17 protein-coding genes and 1 pseudogene are annotated in these 20,633 nt (G+C 75.4%); 10 read left to right on the forward strand and 8 right to left on the reverse strand.

Features of this window, described 5'->3' with window-relative positions; translation table 11 throughout:
* Nucleotides 1–35 precede the first annotated feature (35 nt).
* Nucleotides 36–2,357 carry an SCO7613 C-terminal domain-containing membrane protein gene (locus GBN72_RS16260; RefSeq protein WP_151772502.1) on the reverse strand — a complete coding sequence of 774 codons (2,322 nt, stop codon included), beginning with the start codon at nucleotides 2,355–2,357 and terminating at the stop codon, nucleotides 36–38.
* Between the two features lie 175 nt (nucleotides 2,358–2,532).
* Between GBN72_RS16260 and GBN72_RS16265 the strand changes: the two genes are divergently transcribed.
* Nucleotides 2,533–3,120 carry a hypothetical protein gene (locus GBN72_RS16265; protein WP_151772503.1) on the forward strand — a complete coding sequence of 196 codons (588 nt, stop codon included), beginning with the start codon at nucleotides 2,533–2,535 and terminating at the stop codon, nucleotides 3,118–3,120.
* 72 nt (nucleotides 3,121–3,192) lie between these two features.
* Here GBN72_RS16265 and GBN72_RS16270 read toward each other — a convergent pair whose 3' ends face one another.
* Entirely contained in the window at nucleotides 3,193–4,512 is a 1,320-nt protein-coding gene (locus GBN72_RS16270; protein ID WP_151772504.1) for a glycoside hydrolase family 16 protein, read from the reverse strand.
* Between the two features lie 264 nt (nucleotides 4,513–4,776).
* On the opposite strand from GBN72_RS16270, the gene GBN72_RS16275 reads away from it, so the two are divergent.
* From GBN72_RS16275 to GBN72_RS16290, 4 genes are all read left to right on the forward strand, one after another.
* The gene (locus tag GBN72_RS16275) at nucleotides 4,777–6,507 is read left to right on the forward strand and encodes a hypothetical protein (RefSeq protein ID WP_151772505.1); all 1,731 of its coding nucleotides are present in this window, start codon (nucleotides 4,777–4,779) and stop codon (nucleotides 6,505–6,507) included.
* Nucleotides 6,508–6,577: 70 nt separating this feature from the next.
* A complete protein-coding gene (locus tag GBN72_RS35330; protein WP_151772506.1) occupies nucleotides 6,578–7,963 on the forward strand; it encodes a flavin-containing monooxygenase in 1,386 nt (461 codons plus the stop codon).
* Nucleotides 7,960–8,799, forward strand: coding sequence for an SDR family NAD(P)-dependent oxidoreductase (locus tag GBN72_RS35335; RefSeq protein ID WP_151772507.1), 840 nt, complete (start codon nucleotides 7,960–7,962; stop codon nucleotides 8,797–8,799). Before GBN72_RS35330 ends, GBN72_RS35335 begins: the two co-directional genes overlap by 4 nt.
* Nucleotides 8,796–10,196, forward strand: a complete 1,401-nt coding sequence (locus tag GBN72_RS16290; protein WP_151772508.1) for an MFS transporter — start codon at nucleotides 8,796–8,798, stop codon at nucleotides 10,194–10,196. Before GBN72_RS35335 ends, GBN72_RS16290 begins: the two co-directional genes overlap by 4 nt.
* Before the next feature lie 109 nt (nucleotides 10,197–10,305).
* Here GBN72_RS16290 and GBN72_RS16295 read toward each other — a convergent pair whose 3' ends face one another.
* Both GBN72_RS16295 and GBN72_RS16300 read right to left on the reverse strand, forming a co-directional pair.
* Complete coding sequence (locus GBN72_RS16295) at nucleotides 10,306–10,968, reverse strand: YceI family protein (protein ID WP_174887144.1); 663 nt, start codon at nucleotides 10,966–10,968, stop codon at nucleotides 10,306–10,308.
* A 353-nt stretch (nucleotides 10,969–11,321) separates the two neighbouring features.
* Nucleotides 11,322–12,188 carry a helix-turn-helix transcriptional regulator gene (locus GBN72_RS16300; protein ID WP_151772509.1) on the reverse strand — a complete coding sequence of 289 codons (867 nt, stop codon included), beginning with the start codon at nucleotides 12,186–12,188 and terminating at the stop codon, nucleotides 11,322–11,324.
* A 102-nt stretch (nucleotides 12,189–12,290) separates the two neighbouring features.
* Between GBN72_RS16300 and GBN72_RS16305 the strand changes: the two genes are divergently transcribed.
* Nucleotides 12,291–13,763 (forward strand): MFS transporter, encoded by a 1,473-nt coding sequence (locus tag GBN72_RS16305; RefSeq protein ID WP_151772510.1) that lies wholly within the window; start codon nucleotides 12,291–12,293, stop codon nucleotides 13,761–13,763.
* Nucleotides 13,764–14,260: 497 nt separating this feature from the next.
* On the opposite strand, the gene GBN72_RS16310 is transcribed toward GBN72_RS16305, so the two are convergent.
* A complete protein-coding gene (locus GBN72_RS16310) occupies nucleotides 14,261–15,091 on the reverse strand; it encodes a TetR/AcrR family transcriptional regulator (protein ID WP_246212538.1) in 831 nt (276 codons plus the stop codon).
* A 99-nt stretch (nucleotides 15,092–15,190) separates the two neighbouring features.
* Here GBN72_RS16310 and GBN72_RS16315 point away from each other — a divergent pair, with 99 nt between their 5' ends.
* Both GBN72_RS16315 and GBN72_RS16320 read left to right on the forward strand, forming a co-directional pair.
* On the forward strand, nucleotides 15,191–16,210 hold the full coding sequence (locus GBN72_RS16315; protein WP_246212540.1) for a hypothetical protein: 1,020 nt from the start codon (nucleotides 15,191–15,193) through the stop codon (nucleotides 16,208–16,210).
* Between the two features lie 75 nt (nucleotides 16,211–16,285).
* On the forward strand, nucleotides 16,286–17,845 hold the full coding sequence (locus GBN72_RS16320) for an SMI1/KNR4 family protein (RefSeq protein ID WP_151772511.1): 1,560 nt from the start codon (nucleotides 16,286–16,288) through the stop codon (nucleotides 17,843–17,845).
* A 45-nt stretch (nucleotides 17,846–17,890) separates the two neighbouring features.
* Here GBN72_RS16320 and GBN72_RS16325 read toward each other — a convergent pair whose 3' ends face one another.
* On the reverse strand, nucleotides 17,891–18,652 hold the full coding sequence (locus tag GBN72_RS16325) for a ZIP family metal transporter (protein WP_151772512.1): 762 nt from the start codon (nucleotides 18,650–18,652) through the stop codon (nucleotides 17,891–17,893).
* 115 nt (nucleotides 18,653–18,767) lie between these two features.
* A pseudogene (locus tag GBN72_RS16330) lies at nucleotides 18,768–19,040 on the reverse strand (VOC family protein); the annotation flags it as partial.
* A gap of 84 nt (nucleotides 19,041–19,124) precedes the next feature.
* Between GBN72_RS16330 and GBN72_RS16335 the strand changes: the two are divergent.
* Both GBN72_RS16335 and GBN72_RS16340 read left to right on the forward strand, forming a co-directional pair.
* Nucleotides 19,125–19,700 (forward strand): hypothetical protein, encoded by a 576-nt coding sequence (locus GBN72_RS16335; protein WP_151772513.1) that lies wholly within the window; start codon nucleotides 19,125–19,127, stop codon nucleotides 19,698–19,700.
* A gap of 49 nt (nucleotides 19,701–19,749) precedes the next feature.
* Nucleotides 19,750–20,205 (forward strand): GNAT family N-acetyltransferase, encoded by a 456-nt coding sequence (locus GBN72_RS16340; protein ID WP_151772514.1) that lies wholly within the window; start codon nucleotides 19,750–19,752, stop codon nucleotides 20,203–20,205.
* Nucleotides 20,206–20,291: 86 nt separating this feature from the next.
* On the opposite strand, the gene GBN72_RS16345 is transcribed toward GBN72_RS16340, so the two are convergent.
* Nucleotides 20,292–20,507, reverse strand: coding sequence for a DUF4177 domain-containing protein (locus GBN72_RS16345; protein ID WP_151772515.1), 216 nt, complete (start codon nucleotides 20,505–20,507; stop codon nucleotides 20,292–20,294).
* Nucleotides 20,508–20,633: the final 126 nt, after the last annotated feature.

The raw sequence follows: 20,633 nt of genomic DNA on the forward strand, positions 1-20,633 counted from the left end.
GGTCGCGGCCCCGCCGCCGTCCGTCCGTCGCCGCGTCACCCCATCCGCCGCACGGCCTCCCGGGCCCGGCGGGCGTCCCGCAGACGGCGTTCGTAGGTGGTGCCCAGCAGGAGCAGCACCAGGCCGGCCGCGGCCGGTGGTGCCCAGCGGGGGAGCGCGCCGAGCGCCTGGACCAGGTACGGCGCGAGTTCGTGCAGGGCGTCCAGGACCAGCACCGTGCCGCCCATCAGCAGCGGCGCCTGGAGCCGGCGCACCGCGCCGGCCACCGTGACGGCGAGGGCCGCCAGGCCGAGCAGCAGCGGGCGGGTCCAGTGCGGGTCGGCCCAGGCGGCGATCAGGCTCGGCAGGAGCGCCGCGGCCAGGCCGGGACCGTACGCCGCCCAGGACGACACGGAGACGTCCCGGCGCCGCCGCACCACGCCCAGCACCAGCACGGGCACCGCCACCGGCAGCGCGTACGCCTCCGGGGTGCCGACCCCCCAGGCCGCCAGCCGCACCCACGCGGCGAGCACGAACAGCACGCCCGCCGCGTGGCCGACCGGGCGGCGGCCGGCGCGCAGCGCGGTCGCCCCGGCGATCACCCCGGCCAGCGCCAGCGCGACGGCAAGCAGCGGCGGGTCCAGCACGGTGAACGCCAGGGCGCACGCCCCGACCACCGCCCCGGTGACCTCCACCGGGACGGTCGCAGGCCCGGTCGCGGGCCGTGCCGCGACCAGCGCCGCGGCCGCCGTCACCACGAGCAGCAGCAGACCGGCCGTGGCCGCGTCCCAGTCCCGCAGGGACGCGATCGAGCAGACCAGCAGGGCGGCGTGGACCAAGGCGGCGGGCAGCCCGGCCGGGGCGAGCGGGCGGCGGACCAGGGAGGCGGCCGTGAACAGCGCGATCAGCGCCGGCAGCACCGCCAGGGGCGCCGACCGCCCGGACATCGCCGAGAGCGCCACCCCGCCCGAGGCGACGAGGGCCACCACCATCGCGGTCCGGGACATGGCCGCCGTCCGCAGGGCGAGCGCCAGCGCGCCCGCCACCACCAGCACCCGCACGGCGAGGCCCGCCCCGTGAGGCAGCTCGAACACCGTCGGCAGCGCGTACAGCACGGCGGCGCCCAGGACGGTCGCCGCCCTCCGGCCGCGGCCCCGCCACCCCTCGTCGGGGGCGGCGACCAGCAGCACGGCGGTGAGGGCCGCGAGGACGACCGCCGCCGGTCCCGCGTACGGCAGCCGCAGCGGGGCCAGCGGCTCCAGCAGCGCCACCAGGGGCAGCGGCAGCGCCCACAGCAGCGCGGCCCCCTGCACACCGGCCGAGGCCCACAGCGCTCCCTCGCGCAGCACCCGGGGCAGCGGCGTGCGCACCGCGCCGAGCAGGAGCAGCCCGCCCGCCAGGTATCCCGGCACCTCCCACTGCGAGGGCAGCGCGTCCCGCGACGCACCGCCCGCCGCGGCGATCGCGAGCACGCCCGCGAGGACCGCCGACGCGGTGGCGGACGCGCCCTCGCGCAGCCGCCACGCCGTCACCGCCGCGATCACCGCGGCGAAGGCCAGCAGCAGGCCGGCCGGAACCGACTCGCCCGGCCCCTGCGCCGACAGCGACAGCCACAGGGCGGCCGGCACCGCGAGGGCGCCCTGGACGCAGGCCCCGACGCCCGCCGTCCACCGCACCGACGTCACCCGCAGCCACAGCGCGGCCGCGGCGCCGAGGGCGGCCGACGTCAGCAGCGCGGCGACGAACAGCTCGGCGCCCCCGTCACCGCCGTCCGAGGCCCACAGCGGAAGCGCGAGCTGCGCGACGGCGGCCGCGGCCGGCCACGGCCCGCGCAGCTCGCGGAACAGCCGCCCGTACCCGGCCCAGACCGCCGCCAGCACCGCGCAGGCCCCCGCCGCGTACGCCGTCGCCGGCACGTCGGCCAGGGCCGCGCGGTGCAGCGCGTACGCGTCCAGCAGCGTCAGGGTCATCCCGAGCCCGGCCAGCGACTCCGCCGTCGCCCGCAGTCCGCGCCGCAGCAGCGGCGCGGGCGAGGCCAGCACGACGACCGTGAGCGCGCCCAGCACCGCGGCCCGCCCGCCGATGCCCAGGGAGCCCCACGCCACCAGGGTGAACACCAGCGAGGCGATGCCGAGCAGCAGCCCGCCCAGCAGCAACAGCAGGTTCTGCACGTCCGGTCCGGACGCCTCGCTCCGGGGTCCCGGCGCCGGCGGCACGAAAGAGGGCGCGGGCGCGGGTGCGGGCGCGTACGCGGTCCGCAGCACCTCGAGCAGCCAGCCGCGGCGTGCCAGCAGCTGGGCCCGCCGGGCGTCGAGGGCCCGCAACTCGGCGTCGATGAGCCGCAGCTCCTCGGCCGGCTGCGGTGGTGTCGTCGTCATACCGGCACCTTGGCGCGGCGGCGGCCCGCGCACATGAGTGCGGATACTCAGAACCCGTACTCACCCGGCCCCGCCCCCGGCGTGGGAGGGGTGCCGTGGGGCGGGCGGAGGCGACAGGTACGGTTTTCCGGACGCTTGTCTTTTTCGAGCGCTGTCGTGTCAGGAAGGGAAACACATGGACGTCGGACTCAAGCGTGAGCTCGAGCGGAAGGTGCGGGCCGGCGAGCGCCTGACCCGGGAGGACGGCATCGCGCTGTACGAGTCGGACGACCTGGCCTGGCTGGGCGCGCTGGCCCACGAGGTGCGGACCGCGCGGCACGGGGACGTCGCGTACTTCCACGGAGCCGAGGCCGGCGGCGGGCTCGCGTTCGGGGTCGGCGGATGGCGGGAGCGCGCCGCCGACGTCGACGCGATGCTGCGGCTGCGCGAGGAGTGGGACGGGAGCGAGCAGGCCGCCGTCCCGGCCGGGGACCGCTCCCTGTCCGGCCTCGAGGTGCTGAAGACCTACGCGGTGGCCCGGCTGCTGCTGGACAACGTGCCGCACCTGAAGGTCTCCCGGGAGACCTACGGCGACCGCACCGCCCAGCTGGCCCTCCAGCACGGCGCCGACGAGATCGAGGGCCCGGCGGGCGACGAGGTCGTCGAACTCGTCCAGGACGCCGGCTTCCGCCCCGTCCAGCACGACGGTGCCTACACGGCCGTCCGCGAGTTCGACGGGCCCGACCCGGCGCGGCGCGACGAGCCGCAGGCGATGCGGCTCTGACGCACCGCCCCGGCCCCGGCCAGGGAGGGCCGGCCGGATCCCCGGCCGGCCCTCCCCGTCGTGGGGCCGGGGTCAGCCGACGGTCCACTTCTGGTTGGCGCCGCCCGTGCAGGTCCAGATCTGCAGGCGGGTCCCGTCGGCCGAGGAGTTGCCCTTGGCGTCCAGGCACTTGTTCGAGCCCGTGTTGGTCAGGTCGTTGGCCGCGGTGCGGACCCACTTCTGCGCGTTGGTGCCGTTGCAGGTCCACAGCTGGACCACGGCGCCGTCCGCGGTCGAACCGCCCGAGACGTCGAGGCACTTGCCGAGGGCGCGGACGGTGCCGTCACCGGGGAAGGTCCACTGCTGGGCGACGTTGCCGGTGCAGTTGTGGAGCTGGATCGGCGTTCCGTCGGCGGTCGCGCCGCCCGCCACGTCCACGCACATGCCGCCGATGCCGCGGATCGGGCCCGTGCCGGGGACGGGGACGGAACCGCCGTCCGAGGTCGAGACCCGCACGTAGTCGATGGTCATGGTCTGCGGGAAGCTGGTGGAGCCGTCGGGGCTGCCGGGCCAGTTGCCGCCCACCGCCAGGTTGAGGATCAGGAAGAACGGGTGGTCGAAGACCCAGCGGTCGCCGCCCAGGTCCGCGGGGGTCCGCGTCTGGTACGCGGTGCCGTCGACGTACCAGGTGATCGAGTTCGGGCTCCAGTTCACCGCGAAGGTGTGGAAGCCGTCGGCGAACGCCTGCCCGCCGGGCAGCGTGTAGCCCGCGCCGATGCCCTCCGCGCCGGAGTACCCCGGCCCGTGCAGGGTGCCGTGCACGGTTCCCGGCTCACGGCCGATGTTCTCCATGATGTCGATCTCGCCGCTGTTCGGCCAACCCACGCTGCCCAGGTCGTTGCCGAGCATCCAGAACGCCGGCCAGATGCCCTGGCCGCGCGGGATCTTGATGCGGGCCTCGAAGTGGCCGTAGGCCTGGGTGAAGGTGCGCGCCGTGTTCAGGCGGGCCGAGGTGTACTGACAACTGCCGTACCAGCACTGGAGATTGGTGTCGGTGTTCCGGCGGGCCGTGAGGGTCAGGTTGCCGTTGCCGTCGAGGGCCGAGTTGGCCCTGTTGTTGGTGTAGTACTGGAGCTCGTTGTTGCCGTTGCCCGAACCGCCCGTCTCCAGGGTCCACTTGCCCGGATCCGGGGCGCTGCCGGCCGCTCCGTCGAACTCGTCCGCCCAGGTCTGGACGGCGGCCGCCGCCGGAGCGGGGTCGGGGACCGCGGCCGCGCGGGGAGCGCCCGCGCCGGCCGCCACCAGGAGGGCGGCCGCCAGGGCGGCGGCCAGCAGCAGCGTCAGTGTCGTGAGGGGAAGCCGTCTCGTCGGGCGGGCCGAGCGGGCCGGGTGGGTCGAAAGGCCAACTGCCATGGCATGTACGTCCCTTGGGTGGGGGGGGCGGGGGGAGGGTCGTGCGCGCGCCGTGCCGGGCGGGGGAGCGGGCCCGAGTGGGAAGGCTCCCTCCGCTTGCCCCAGATGGTATGGACCAATGGGTTCGCGGCCAATGGGGCGGACGACACCGGACCTCTCCCGCGCGCAACATGGCCGGATCCGGCCAGTGCGGCCTCCGGCGGCCGGACGGCCTGACGCCCGCCCGGGCCCGGTGACGGCACCCCCGGTTGCTAGGTTCGTCCCATGTCCCGCACCGACACTCCCGGCCCGCTCGACGGCCCGCTCGACGTCCTGCGCCGGAACCGGGACGCCGCCCGCCTGGCGGCGCACCCCTTCGGCTTCGACCTCGCCCGCGCCGAGCACGGCGAGGACGTCGCGTGGGCCTCCGGCGCGCCGCTCACCGCGATCGCGGGCGACGACACCGGCGGCACCTACTTCCTGTGCGCGGGCGGCGGGGTGCTGTACGCGGACCTGGAGGGCCGGGCCGGCCTGATCGCCGAGAGCGTCGCGGACGCGCTGGAACTGTGCGCCGGCCTCGTCGGCTGGCGGGACTGCCTGCGCCTTCCGCCCGGCACCCGGGAGAGCGAGGTGACCGCCGCGGCCCGGCAGGCCGAGGCCGGAGTCCGGTCCTCTTCCGCCCCGGCGCTCGACGCGGACCGCGAGCGGCTCCTCGGCGCCCTGGGCCTCACGCCGCGCCCGCCCGCCGAGCTCCTCGCCCGTCTGCGCCGCGCCCTGCGCCGCACCGAACCGGACCATCTGCTGCTGCTCGTGGGCGAGGGCACCGCCCACGCCCCGCTCGACCCCTTCCCGTGGCCGTCCACGGCCGGGACCGTGCTCGCCGCCTGCCGTGAGGAACTGGCCCGGCTGCGTGCCGACCGCTCCGCCTGGCAGCGGGCCGCCTTCAGCCCCGTCACCGGCCCGGGAGTACCGGACGCCGGCCCGGGAGTGCCGGAGCACGACGCCAACGCCGCCCGGCGCGCGGCGGTGCTGCACGCCGCCCGGCGCGACCGGAGGGCCGCCGACCTGCCCCTGCTGCGGTACCTCCTCGAGCAGGAGACCCGCTGCCGCCGCGAGTCCGATTTCGGGGGCATGGGCGAGGAACTGCACCTCGCTGTCTTCCTCGTGGCCCGCTTCGTCTCCGAGGAGGACCTGCCCCGCCTGTACGCCGCGCGCTGCGCCAACTTCGACACCTGGTGCGCCCTGTCCGACCTCCCGCTCGGCCTGACCGGGCGGGGGAACGGCGAGGAGCCCCGCTGGGAGCCGGAGGCTCTGCGCCGGTGGGCCGAGGCTCTGGACACCCCGGAGTGGTTCGGCGACCACGCCGCCGAGGACGACGCCGCCGAGGACGACGCCGAGACCTGGATCGACCTCGCGCGCCGTCTGGGCCTCACCGAACTCGCACGCACCGCCCTGATACGCGTCCTCGACGACGCCGGACCCGCGGACGCCGACGAACTGCCGTGGATCGTCGACCAGTTCGCCGCGCTGGGCGACCACCGGCAGGCCGTCCGCGCGCAGCGCCTCCACGCCGGGCTCCAGGCCGCCGGCCGCTCCCGAGCCTCCGCCCGCACCCGCCTGGCGCTCCTGGAGCGCGAGGCGGGCCACCTGCGGGCCGCCGCGGACTCGCTCGCCGGGGCCCTCGCCGACCTCGGCGGCCCGCCGGGCGGACCCGGAACGGAAGCCGCGGATCCGTCCTGGCGCGACACCGGGCTCGGACGCGACGTCACCGGGGAGCACCTGCTGCTCGCGAAAGCCGCGGCCGAGGCCGGCGCCGCCGACCTGGCCGGGGGGCTCCTGGCCACCGGCACCGACCTCTTCGACTCCCTCGGCGATCCGCCCCCGGTCCTCTGCCGGGCGGCCCACTCGGCCGCCCTGTCCTGCGGCGACGCGGCCCTCGCCGGACGGTTCGGCGACCTCGCGGACCAGGAGGAACAGCGCATGGCGGACTTCCCGTACGACCTGGAGGACGACTGAACCGCCCGGCGGCCCGGCCGGCACCGTTGTGGCCCTGTTCCTGCGGCGGGCAGATGTCTAGCCTCTGCCCATGACACAAGACATACCCTCGGCCGCCCGGACCTGCAGGGTCGCGGTCGTCGGTGCCGGGGCCGCCGGGCTGACGGCCGTCAAGGAGCTGACCGAGGCCGGGCTCGAGGCCGTCGGTTTCGAACGGCGCGAGCGGCCCGGCGGGCTCTGGGTCAGGGACCCCGAGGGGAACGCCTCGCCCGCCTACGCCTCCCTGCACCTGAACACCAGCCGCGGGCGCACCGAGTTCGCCGCCCACCCGATGCCCGCCGACTGGCCGGACTATCCGTCCGCCGACCTGGTCGCCGGCTACCTGGACGACTACGCGCGCCGCTTCGGCCTGTACGACCGCATCCGGTTCGGCGTGGAGGTCACGCGGGTCGAGCGCGGCCAGGACGGCGACGGCTGGCTGGTCACCGCCGACGGCGGCACCGAGCGCTTCGACGCGGTGGTGGTGGCCAACGGCCACCACCACGACCCGCGGTGGCCCGATCCGGCCTACCCCGGCGACTTCACCGGCGAGCAGATGCACGCCCACGACTACCAGGACGCCGACACCTTCGACGGCCGCCGGGTGCTGGTCGTCGGCTTGGGCAACTCCGCCGTGGACATCGCCGTGGACGCCTCCCACCGGGCCGAGGGGCCGGTGCTGCTGTCGTCGCGGCGGGGTGCGTACGTGATCCCCAAGTACCTGTTCGGCAGGCCCGCCGACGCGACCAACGGCGCACTGTCCGGGCTTCCCTGGCGTCTGCGGCAGCGGATCTCCGAGGCGGCGCTCCGGCTGGCCGTCGGACGCCCCGAGGCGTACGGCCTGCCGAAACCGGACCGCGGCCTGCTGGAGAGCCACCCGACGGTCTCCGACACCCTGCTGCACCGCCTCACCCACGGCGAGGTCGCGCACCGTCCCGGGATCGCGCGGTTCGACGGTGACCAGGTGGTCTTCACCGACGGCCGCCGCGACACCGTCGACCTGGTGGTGTGGGCGACCGGCTACCGGGTGACCGTCCCCTTCCTGGACGACCGGTGGCTCGGCACCGGCCCGGAGGAACTCCTGCTCCACCACCGGGTGTTCCACCTCGACGACCCCACGCTGTGCTTCGTGGGGCTGATGCAGTCCACCGGCGCCGCCTTCCCCGTGGTGGAGGCGCAGTCCCGGCTGGTCGCCGACGTCCTGTCCGGCCGTGCCTGCCTGCCCACGCCCGGAGAACAGCGGGCCGACGCGGAGCGGGCCCTGCGGGCGAGCACCGAGCGCTGGGGAGGGGACCGCCGCCCCGCCATGCGCATCGACTTCGACGGCTACCTGGCCGAGACGGCGGCGGTACGGCGCGCGGCGGTGGACCGGGCCCGCGCCGGACAGGGCGTACGGGTGCGCGTGGCCGCCCCGCGGACGATCGGAGAAGAGAGATGAGGACGCCGACCGCGGCGGGACGCCGGGTGATCGTCACCGGCGCCTCGGGGACGTTCGGGCGCGAACTGTGCCGCCGCTTCGCCGGACTCGGCGCGAACGTGGTGGGCCTGGACCTGGTGGCCGACGAGTCCGGGCCGTTCCCGGTGCTGGCCTGCGACATCACCGACGACGACGCGGTGGGTCCGGCAGTCGCCGCCGCCGTGGAACGGCTCGGCGGGCTGGACATCCTGGTCAACAACGCCGGAGTGGGCGGCCCCGCCCCCGCGGAGCGCGAGCCCGGCCGGGAGGCCCGCCGTCAGTTCGAGGTCAACCTGTTCGGAGCCTGGCGGGTCACCGCGGCCTGCGTGCCCGCACTGGTCGCCTCCCGCGGCCGGGTGGTGATGGTCAGCTCCCGGATGGCGGTGCTCCAACTGCCGCTGGCGGCCGCCTACGGAGCCTCCAAGCGTGCCCTCGTGGCCTACGCCGACGCCCTCCGGCACGAGATCGGCACTCATGTCGGCGTCTCCTGCGTCTACCCGTCCATGGTGCGCAGCCCCATCCACGACTCGACCGCCCGGGCCGGCCTCTCGCTGGAGGGCATGAGCTCCTACGAGCCCCTGGACGGAGTCGTCGACGCGATCCTGCGGGCCGCGACCGCCGCCAGGGCGCCGCGCGACGTGGCCACCACCCGGCGGGGCGCGGTGGAACTCTGGCTGGCCCGCCACCTGCCCTCGGTGACCGACCGGATCGTGGCCCGCACCCTCGCCGGACGGGTCGGCGCCGGGGCCTTCGAAGGCGCCGAGCCGGCCTCCGGCGTGGTCGCCCGCCACACCGGCGTGCGGGGAGGACGGTCATGAGCGGCACCGGGCCGGTACGCGAGGAACCGGCGGCGGGCGGCGGACAGCGTGCCGCCGCGTCCTCCGACGACGGGGCCAGGGCGGCCACCGGCGCCCTGCTGCGCTACTCGGCGGGCTCGCTCGGGATGGGCGTCTGGATCACCGTCCCGGGCATGCTGCTGCTGTACTTCATGACCGACACCCTGGGGGTGAGCCCCGCACTGGCCGGCGTCACGCTGCTGATCCCCAAGATCGTCGACGCGGTGGCCCACCCGGCCCTCGGCACCTGGTCGGACCGCGAGGCCAGACAGTACGGCCACCGCCGGCGGATGCTCACCCTCGGCCTGACGCTCGCCCTCGCCCTCGTCGCCCTCTTCACCGTGCCCTCCGGACTCACCGGCCTCGGCGCGGCGCTGTGGGTCGGCGTGGCCTACACGGCAGGCAACCTGCTCTTCGCCTGCTTCCAGGTCCCCTACGTCACGACCCCCTCCGAACTGCGCATCGGCTACCACGAACGCACCCGCGTCTTCATGTTCCGCATGGCGGCGCTCACCGTCGGTCTGCTGGCGACCGGCGTCGCGGCCCCGGCACTGGTGGCCTCGGGGGAACGCGACGCGTACTCCCGCGCGGCGATGATCCTCTCCGTCTTCATGGTCGTCACCGGTCTGGTCGCCGTGCGCGGGGTGCGCCTGCTCACCGAGGAATGCGGCACCCGCCCGCCCCCGGAGAGCGGGCACTCGGTCCTCGCCGACGTCCGGACGGCGCTGCGGGACCGGGACTTCCGGCCCCTGCTCCTCGCCTACCTCGTCACCGGCACCACCACGCACCTGTTCCTGGCGGCGGTGCCCTACTACACGGCGTACGTTCTCGGGAACGAGAAGCTGACCTCCGTGCTGATGGGCGCCTTCCTCGGCCCGGCGATCGTCGTGGGACCCCTCTGGCAGGCCCTCTCCCGACGTCACGGCAAGCAGCGGGCCCTGATGACCGCCCAGACGCTGTTCCTGGCCGGCTGCCTGGGCCTCTGGCCGGCCGGCGGGCTCGGCACCCCGGCGACGGTCGTCGTCGCCGTCCTGCTCGGCGTCGCCTTCGCCGGACTCCAGCTGCTCGCGTTCAGCATGCTCTCCGACGCCGTGGCCGCGGCCGAGGCGCGGGGCAGCACCCGCGCGGGCGCCTACTCCGGCATCTGGACGGCCACCGACGCCACCGGAACGGCACTGGGCCCCTACCTGTATGCGCTGGCCCTCGCGGCCGGCGGCTTCGTCTCCACCACCGGAGGAACCGTGGCGCAGTCGCAGCGGGCACTGGACCTGCTGCTTCTCGGCTTCACTGCCCTTCCGGCCGCGCTGATGGCGCTCGCACTCCTCTTCCAGAGCCGCTGCCGGCTCGACGAGCGGGGCCGGCCGAAGGCGGCGGGGTGACCCGGGGCACGGCCCGGAGCCCGGCCGAGTGACCAGGGCATGACACATGCATGACCGCGGGGGCCGGCGGGGCCCCGCGGTCATGCGCCCTCGGGCCCTGGGGGAGCCCTCAGACGGTGGGCGCGGAACGGATCGCCGCGATGTCGAACTGGAGCCGCACCTTCTCGCTGACCATGGCGCCGCCCTCCGCCAGCCTGCTGTCGTAGGTCAGGCCCCAGTCCGACCGGTTGATGGTGGTGGTCCCGTCGAACCCGGCCCGCTGGTAGCCGAACGGGTCGGTGACGGTGCCGATGTAGGTGAGCTCGAGCGTCACCGGCCGGGTCACCTCCTTGATGGTGAGGTCCCCGGTCATCAGGTAGACGTCGTCACCGGCCATCTCCACCGAGGTGCTGACGAACCGCATCGTGGGGTGGTTGGCGGAGTCGAGGAAGTCCCGCCCCACCAGGTGCGCGTCGCGCTGCTCCACGCCGGTGTCCACGCTGCCCGTGTCGATCACGATCTCGGCCTGGGAGCGGGTCGGCCGGGTGCCGTGGAAGAAGAGCCGGCTGCGGTACTCCGTGAAGCATCCCCGGACGGTGGTGACCATCGCGTGCCGCACGGAGAAGCCGACCCGGCTGTGCGCCGGGTCGATGAACCACTCACCGGTGAGCGGGGCGAGGGCGGGATCGACGGGAGATGCCTGCGCGAAGGCGGATCTCGCCTCGACGGCGGGGTCCGTGACGGCGAGAGGCTCCGGGCGACCGGGGGCCGCGGTTCGCTTGAACAGATTCACACTTCACCTGTCGCATTCGCTCGGGACTGCACGCATGACTGCGGGATCCTATTCCAGGGACCCGCAATTCGGCACCATAAGCAGGCGGGTGCAGAATCCTCACGTATTCCCCACCCGGCGACCTTTATTCCTGCTCCGGAGGCGCGGATTCACGGGTTGCGCGGCGGTGGGGGTGAGTTGGGCGACTTCCCAGGTCGCGTCATGTGGCGCAATTGTCGCGCCACAAGGCCGTGGATTCATGGCGTGAAACCGATCACGCTCTCTTCGCCGGGCAGTCGCAACAAGTGGAAATGCCTCGGCATTTCCCGAAGGGGTGCCCGGCACGAGATTCCCCGCTTTGCGCCCGAAATGCGTCAGCCGCCCGGACGGCACAGCAGGCTCAGGGCGTCGGCGGACGCGGAGCCGGGTTCCGCGGTGTGCGTGAGCAGGCGCTGCCCGTCACTGTCCGGCAGATGCAGCACCTCGTAGTGGAGTTCGAGGCAGCCGACGTGCGGGTGGTGGAACCGCTTGGTCCCGCTGGAGCACAGACGGACGTCGTGCCGCGCCCAGAGGGCGGCGAAGGCGGGGCTGTGGATCGACAGTTCGCCGATCAGCTCGGCCAGCTGGCGGTCGTCCGGGTGGTGCGCCGCCGAGTAGCGCAGCGACGAGACGGCCAGCGCCGCCTCCTCGCGCCAGTCCCGGTACAGCTCCCGGGTGTGCGCGTCGAGGAACAGCATGCGGAGCAGGTTGGGGCGGTCGCCGGGGCCGTCGGGCGCGTCCGGGTCGAGGTGCCCGGCCAGCAGGGCGTGACCGAGCGGATTCCACGCCAGCACGTCGTTGCGCCGGCCCAGCAGCAGAGCGGGCACCGAGGGCATGGAGGCCAGCAGGCGGACCGCTCCCGCACCCGGGCTCTCCGCGCGGGCGGGCCCCCGGCGTGCCGCCGGAGCGGGGCGGGCGAGCGCGAACAGGTGGGCGCGCTCGTCGTCGTCCAGCCGCAGGGCCCGGGCGAGCGCCTCCACGACGGCGTCCCCCGCGTTCCCCGACTGCCCCTGTTCCAGGCGCGTGTAGTAGTTCACCGAGATCCCGGCGAGCTGGGCCAGCTCCTCGCGGCGCAGCCCCGGCACCCGCCGGGCGCCCCACGTGGCGAGACCCACGGACTGCGGGGTCACGGCGGCGCGGCGGGTGCGCAGGAAGTGGCCGAGGCCGCCGGCCCCGTTCTCGTGTGCGTCACGGACGGACATGACCCCAGTATCGGAGGCCTCGAACGATTCCGCCTGCCCCTGCCAGTGGTACCAATAAGGAGGATCTGGCCGGCGTTTTGTGCGGGCGGCAGGCTCGGGCCCATGACCACCACCGACCTCAGCGGCACCCGGCCCGCCGGCTCGCCCCACCCGGCGGCCGGCGGCCCGCGCACCCGGGAACGGCTCGCCCTCCTCGTCCTGCTGACCGCGAGTTTCACCCTCGCCGTCGACTTCTCCATCCTCAACGTGGCCCTGCCGCGCATCGGCGCCGACCTCGGGTTCGCCCTGGCCGACCTCCAGTGGATCGCGACCTCGTTCGCGCTGTGCGCGGCCGGGTTCACCCTCTTCTTCGGCCGCTGCGCCGACCTTTACGGCCGCCGCCGCCAGTTCCTCGCGGGCATCGCCCTGCTGGGCGTGGCCTCCTTGGCCGGCGGGCTCGCGCAGGAGCCCTGGCTCCTGCTGGCCGCCCGCGTCGCCCAGGGGATCGCTACCGCCGCCGTCACCCCCGCCGCCCTGTCGCTGCTGACCACCGCATTCCCCGAAGGGCCGTCGAGGGAGCGCGCGCTCGGCCTCAACGGGGCGCTGATGGCGGCGGGCTTCACCACCGGCGCGGTCCTCGGCGGGCTGCTGACCGACCTGATCAGCTGGCGCTGGGCCTTCTTCGTCAACGTGATCGTGGCGGTGGTGGTGCTGGCCGTGGCCCCCGCCGTGCTGCGCGAGGGGCGCGCCGCGGAGCGGCCCCAGCTCGATCTGCCGGGCGCGGTCACGGTCACTCTCGCCCTGATCGCGGGCGTGTTCGGCCTCACCCGCGCGGGGGAGGGCTCCTGGAGCGACCCGGCCGCCTGGGGCTCCCTGGCGGCCGCCGCCGTGCTGCTGGCGCTCTTCCTGCGGATCGAGAGCCGGGTGCGACGGCCGCTGCTGCCGCCGCGACTGCTGGCCCGCCGGTCCGTGGGCTGGGGGAACCTCGCCGGGATGCTCGCCTTCGCCACCGAGACCTCGCTGGTCTTCCTGCTGACCCTCTACCTCCAGGAGGTGCGGGGTTTCACTCCGCTCCAGGCCGGGCTGACCTTCGCCGTGCTCGGGGCGGGCACCGTGGCCGGCGGCATGGCGGGGCCGCGGGTCATCGCCCGGCTCGGCGGGAAGCGGACGGTGGTCGCCGGGTTCGCGGTCCAGGCCGCCGCCACGGCCCCGTTGCTCCTCCTCGGCCACCTGCCCGGCTGGCTCGCCGTGCTGCTGGTGGCGGCCTTCATGGGCGGTGCGGCCAACCTGGTGGCCATCGTGGGCTACATGGTCACGGCCACCTCCGGGCTCCCCGACGCCGAGCAGGGCGTGGCGACCGGACTGGCGACGATGAGCCAGCAGGTCGGCATCACCCTCGGCACCCCGGTGATGTCCACCGTGGTCGCCCTGGCGGCCGCCGGGTCCGCCGCCGGGGTGGAACGCGGAGTCATGGCGGCGGTGGCGGTCGACGCCCTGCTGTGCGCGGGCGCGGCCGTACTGTTCGGGCTGGTGCTGCCGAGGGCCGCAGACGCCCGGGGGCCGGGCCGCGTTGCCGCGGTGGCGCAGGCCGGCTGAGCGGAACCGGGTTCGAGCGACCCGGCCGGCGGGGTCGGGTCTGCGGCTGGGGCCTGACTGGGCTTGCGAGGCTCGGTCGTGGCCGGGCTTCCATGAGGCCGGGCGCTCCGGTTCGGGCTGTGACCTGGCGCGCGGGGTCGGGTCTGCGGCTGGGTCCTGGCCCCGCTCGCGAGGCTCGGTCGTGGCCGGGCTTTCAGGAGGCCGGGCGCTCCGGTTCGGGCTGTGGCCCGGCCGGCGGGGTCGGGTCTGCGGCTGGGGCCTGACTTGGCTTGCGAGGCTCGGTCGTGGCCCCGCTCTCATGAGGCCGGGCGCTCCGGTTCCGGCCGTGACCCGGTCTGCGGGCTTGGTCCTGTGGCTCGGTCCTGGCCCGGCTCGCGAGGCTCGGTCGTGGCTCGGCTCTCAGGCGGCCCGGCTCGCGGGGCCGGCTCCGGCGAGGCCAGGTCCGAGGGGGCCGGTACGACTGGCCGGTGGGCCCAGCCCCCGAGGGCATCCGGCCGTCACTCCCGGTCCCGCGGGGCGACGGCCACCGCGCGCAGGAACGCGTCGGCGAAGGCGTCGCACACCTCGTCGGCGGGCGGCAGTGAGATGTCCGCCGCGGAGGCGGCCTCCAGACCCGAGCGCAGGAGGAAGTGGGTCAGGACGGGCCCCGCGAGCTGCTGCATCAGCAGGAGCGGCGGCAGATCGCGGATCCGCCCCGCCGCGGCCTCGGACTCCAGCCACCTGCCGACCCCGCCCAGCATGCGCGGGAGGATCGTGCCCACTATCGCCTGGACCGCGGGGTCCTGGGGCCGGGCGAGGAACTCCGCCAGCACGGCGGGCATCACCCGCGGCCGGCGGGCGAGGGCGGCCGCCAGCAGCCGGTGGATCTCCCGCACCCGCTGTTCCAGGTCCAGCCCCGGCGTCGCAAGGACGGCCTCGACGTCCAGGATCGGGCTGTACCGCTCGTAGATCGCGAACAACAGCTCGTCACGACCACCGAAGGCGGCGTAGAGGCTGTGCACGGAACAGTCCGCGGCGGCGGCGACCCGCTCCAACGAGACCGAGGCCAGACCGTGCTCACCGATCAGCGCGGCCCCGGCCTCCACCGCCCGGTCCCGCACCGGCCTGCGGCCGCCCGGATCGGCCCCCGCCGCGCGGACGGCCTCGTCCAGAGCGCGCCGGGTGCCGCCCAGGCGGCGCAGCAGCGTGCTGCGGGAGACACCGGCCTCCCGCGCGACCGCCTGCAACGGAACCTCCGCGACCGGCACCCCCTTGGCCTCGGCCACGCGCAGCGCCGCCCGGACCAGTTCCCCGGGGACTCCCGGACTCACATCGTGGCTGTTTGACACATGGATAAACGTAACCTGTAATCGAGTTCCACACCAGCCCCGGCGTCCCGGACCCGTCCTGGCGCCCCTCCTGTCACCACCGCGAGTGAGGAACCCACCATGTCCGCACCCTCCGAGAACCCCGGCACACCCCCGTCGCCGCCCCGGCCCCGGCCGGCCGTCGGCGGCCGGCTGATCGCCGTCGTGCTCGGCCTGACCGCCCTGGTCGTCGCCATGCTGGTGGCCTTCGCCCTGCCCGCCGTCAACGGCGGCCCGCGCGAGATCCCGGTCGGCGCCGCCGGGCCGGGTCAGGCCGTGGCGGCGCTCGAGAAGGCGACGGCCGGGACGGAGTGGGAGATCACCCGCTACGAGGACGCCCGGGCGCTGACCGACGCCGTCGAGGACCGTGAGATCGTCGGCGGCGTCCTGGTGGCCCCGGCCGGCGTGACCCTGTACCAGGCGACGGCGGCCGGTCCGCAGGCCACGGCCGCCCTCACCGCGATGGCCACGGCCGTCGCCGAGCGGCAGCACGCCGAACTCACCGTCGAGGACCTCGCGCCCTTCCCCGAGGACGACCCGCGCGGGGCCGGGTTCTCCGCGGCGGCCCTGCCGATGGTCTTCGGCGGCATCCTCCCGGCGATCGCCCTCGCCCGGCTCTTCCCCGGCCGGACCGGATTGCGCCTGGCCGGCGGCCTGCTGTTCTCGCTCACCGCCGGCTTCGCGGTCACCGCGGTGCTGCAGTTCGGCACCGGGTCCCTGTCCGGCGACTACGCGGCGACCGCCCTCGGACTCTCCCTGGGCATCGCGGCCCTCGCCTTCACCCTCCTGGGACTCGAGGCGCTCTTCGGCCTGCCCGGCTTCGGTGTCGGCGCGGCGCTGATGATGCTGCTGGCCAACCCGCTCTCCGGCTTCGCCACCGGCCCGCACTGGCTGCCCGGCGGCTGGTCCGACCTCGGCCAGGTCCTCCCGCCCGGCGCCTCCGGCAGCCTGCTGCGCGCCAACGCCTTCTTCGACGGCACCGGCGCGACGGGTCCCGCACTGGTCCTGGCCGGCTGGACCGTGCTGGGCGCAGCGCTGCTGCTGATCGGCGGACGCCTCCGGGCCCGCCGGCAGGACGGGGCGGAGCCGACCGCCTCCTGACCGCCCGCGGACCCGCCCGGTGTCGGTACCGCCAGGCATGATGACGGTGCGTGACGGACACGAGGAAGCGGGGAAGTGATCGAACAGGTGATGCGCCGCATGGCGGAGCGGATCGCCGCACGGGCGCCCGAGGGCTGGACCGGAGCGGTCGTGTCCGGGCGCGCGGGGCGGGACGGCGGTGCGCGGACGACGGGCCGCTACACGGTGCCCGGCGGAACCTCCGCCTGCCTCCTGTCCAGCGCGAGCCCCGTGCTGCGGGACCTCGCGCAGGCCGCCCGTGCCGAGCGCGGCTGGCGCCACGTCAGCTGGGAGGTGGAGTGCCTGCCCTCCGGCGAGTTCCGCCACGTCGTGTTCACCGACGCCGTGTGCCGCCTGTACGGCTCCACGGCCGGCTACCTCGTCGAGGTCGACGGCGCCTACGTCCCGCCCCGCCCCGGCACGGACCAGGAGGCCGGCCGGGCGGCACCGGCCGGCGAGCCGCAGGCCGCGGCAGCGGCCCTCCGGGCCTGCCTCGAGAGGCGTGCCGCTGCCCTGGGGCGGACGGAGCCGCTGCCCCCGCCCGCCACGGCCGAGGCCGTCGAGGAGGCGGAGCGGCGCATCGGCCGGGCACTGCCGGCCGACCTGAGGGCGCTGTACCTGATCGCCGACGGTGACGGCCACCTGCACCTCCTCCACGACAAGGCATGGCTCTCCCTGGAGGAGCTGGTCGCGGAGTATGAAGCGGTCCACGGCCTCGGGGACCGGCCCCCGTACGACTGGGACCGGAAGTGGGACGAGGTGGTGCTCGACGCCGCTCCGGCCGGGACCGTGCGGCGCTGCGGCAGCCATCCCGGCTGGGTCCCCTTCGCCACCGCGTTCGACGGCAACTTCCTCGCCGTCGACACGGCACCCGCGCGCGACGGCCGTCCGGGCCAGGTCATCAGGACCGGGCGCGACCACGACGACGGCCCCTCGTACGTGGCCGACTCCGTCACCGCCGTGCTGCGGGAGGAACTCCGCCTCCTGGACGAGGGTTCCTTCGAGGTGGACGACGACACCGTCGAGGTCCACCGGCCGTCCTGGAGCGCCCACGCCGAGACCGGCGTGTACATCGGCGGCGGCGTGCCCGACGAGGTCCCGGCGACCCTCCAGGACGTCCGCGTCAACGCGCCGGGACGCGCCGACCTCGCCCCGCTCACCGCCGCCCCCCGCCTGCGTCGGCTGCACCTCGGCGACGGCGCCACGACGGCGGACCTGCGCCCGCTGCGGAACCTCCCGGTGGAGTCGCTCCGCGTCACCCTCGACGGAGGCGACCTCACGCCGCTGGAAGGCCACCCGTTCCTCAGGTCCCTCGAACTGCGCACCACCGTGCCGGTCTCCCTCGACCCGCTGCGGTCGGTGCCCGGGCTGCGCGGGCTGGACCTGTGCGGTGCCGAGGTGACCGACCCCAGCGTCCTCGGCGACCTGGCCCAGCTGCGCTTCCTGTCGCTGGAGCACCGCCGGTGGGCCACGCTCCTCGCCCACGGCAGGACGCCGCCCCGCCTGGCCGCCGCGCGGATCCGCGGCGACGAGGCCCGGTTCACCGACGCCCTGGACCTGGGGTCCCGCCTCGGGCTGGACACCTCCGACGCGATACGGGGCGGCGGGAGGCTGTGACGGCGCGTGCGAGGGGAGGGCGACGTCCCCTCGCACGGACGGCGCTCACGCGTGCGACAGCCCGAACGACACCAGGAACCCGCACACCGTCACCAGGCCGATCGCCAGGTGCGCGTCCTCGAACGCCTCCGGGATCATCGTGTCGGCCACCATCGCCAGGATCGCCCCGGCCGCGACCGCCGTCACCGCCGCGATCACCGCCGGGGAGTACGCGCCGACGACCGTGTACCCGAGCACCGCCGAGACGGTGCTCGCCGCCGCGATCGCGCCCCACACGCCGAAGACGTACCCCTTGCCGCGGCCGGCCTTCCGCATGCCCGCCGAACTCGACAGCCCCTCCGGCACGTTGCTGATGAACACCGCCACCACCGTCACCAGGCTGACCGCCCCGCCGTCCAGCAGGCTGACGCCGATCACCGCCGACTCGGGAATGCCGTCCAGCAACGCGCCCAGCGCCAGCGCGGTGCCCGAACCGCCCTGCTGCTCCTCCGACGGCTGCGCGTGCGCGGCGTGCCGCCCCGACCGCTTCCGGTGCCGCGCGCCCCGTCGGGCCAGCCACGCGTTCCCCAGGGTGTACGCCACGGCGCCCGCCAGCGTGCCCAGGGCCGCGGGGGCCAGCCCGGCCTGGTCGAACGCCTCACCCAGCAGTTCGAAGGAGACCGCCGAGAGCAACACGCCGGCCCCGAAGGCCATCACCATGGCGATCACCTTCGCCGGCACCCGCACCCCGAACCCGATCACCGCCCCCACCAGCAGCGCCGACCCGGCGACCAGCCCCCAGAGCCCTGCCTCCACCACTTCAGCCATAAGGCACCCTCTACCCGCGATCCCGGGACACGGGGTGCGCCCGGGGCGGTGTCCAGAAGGCTTCACGCGGCCGGTGGAACACGGCCCGCGGCAGGACGCGTCGCGGCCGCCCCGCCTACTCCCCGAACCCGACCAGCGCTCCCCGGGCGTCGAACCGCGCGGTGCGGGCCCAGGCGAGTTCCCAGCGGTTGCCCTCCGGGTCGGCGACGTACGCGGAGCGCCCGCCCCACTCCCGGTCCGCCGGCCCGGCCACCGCCTCCGCGCCGGCGGCCACGGCGGCGTGGAAGGCGGCGTCCACGTCCTCACGGCGGTCCAGGTCGCAGGCGAGGGTCACCCCCGACCAGGACGGTGAGGCGTGCGGGCAGTTGGGACACGACGGGAGGGTAACGCGCCTTGACCCCCGTCATCCGTGACGGTGACCCGGCCGCGTGGTGCCGCGGGCGGACTGCGCCGAACGGAGCAAGGTGACTGCGTGACTCGAACCCGGCATCTGGCACTCGTGCTTCTCATCCCCCTGCTGGTCACCGGCTGCGTCGCCGTGACACCGACCGCGGGGCCGCCCTCGCGTGACGGGACGGGCGCCGTCGACCGGCCCGCGGTGGAGCGGGCGGTGCCACCGCGGGGGCGGGGGGACCTGGTGGAGAGCGGCCGTGAGAAGTCCCGGCAGGGCAAGGCCGAGGGCAGGCACGGGCGCGGGCCGGGGTCAGGCAAGAAGGACGCCGGCGCGGACAAGGGCGAGGGCGGGCCGAACGGCGGCCGGTTCCGGGCACAGGGGCAGGGCGCTCCCGCCGTCCCTCCGCCCGCCGTGGGGCGTGTGACGGAGGGGCACCGGCGCGCCGTCCCCCAGGCGCCGCGCGCCGCCGGGGCGAGGCCCCCGGCCGTGCGGGTGCGGCCCGTCCGGCCCCGGAAGCACGGCGGGCCCCGGAAGCACGGCGGGCACCGGCCGGCGCCGCGCCCGGGGTTCCGGATGGGCGAGTGGTGCCGCCAGGCCCGTGGCGTCGCGCCGGGGGACATCGTGGCGCTGTGCCACGAGGCGTACGGGCGCTGACCGGCCGGAACGCGGGCTCTGTCGGTGGCGCCTGGCAGACTCGCGCGGCATGAGAGAAGACGTGCGCCTACGCGAAGTCGGACTCCCCGATCTGGAGGTGTTCTTCGAGCAGGAGCAGGACCCCGAGGCCGCCAGGAGGGCCAACTTCCCGCCGCGCGAGCGCGAGGTGTTCATGACCCACTGGAAGACCCGGGTCCTCGGCGACCCCGACGCCCATGTGCGCGCCGTGACGGTCGACGGGGTGCTGGCCGGAAACCTGGTCGCCTGGTCGCAGGACGGCCGGCGCTTCGTCGGATACTGGCTGGGCCGGGAGTTCTGGGGACGGGGCATCGGTACGCGGGCCCTCGGACTCTTCCTCCGGCAGGAGACCACCCGGCCGCTGTACGCGGACCCGTACGCGGAGAACACCGGCTCGGTGAAGCTGCTGGAGCGGCACGGCTTCCGACGGGCCGGGACGGTGCGCTACGAGGGCCGCGAGCACATCATGCTGGTGCTGGACGCCTGAGCGGTGGGAGGCCCGGGGCAACGGGCCCCGGGCCGGTCCGGCCACCGCCTCGAGGGGGTGCCGGTCTCCGCGCACCCCCGGCGGTCTCAGGCGCGCGGACGCTCCAGGGTGAGCAGCAGGCCCTCGACCGCACCGGGGCCGATGCGGCCCTTCACGTCCGCCGACGTGATCGTCTTCAGCCGCCACCCCTCCTCGGCGTGCTTGTTGAGCGTCTTCTCGAGCTTGTCGCCGTCCAGCGCGTCGCCTATCAGGGACTCGCGGAAGGTGACGACCTTGTACTCGTATCCCGTGGGGGTGCTCATGCGGTGGGACCTCCTGAGGCGCCGCGGCCGACGTGGGCCGACATGATCCATCTGACAGGGGCACAGCCAACCACCTTCGGCGGCCCGGCGCGACGACCGGGGGAGAAGAGGGGCGTGGAAGGGCGG

The sequence above is a fragment of the Streptomyces abyssomicinicus genome (assembly GCF_008974245.1).
Lineage (GTDB): Bacteria > Actinomycetota > Actinomycetes > Streptomycetales > Streptomycetaceae > Streptomyces > Streptomyces abyssomicinicus.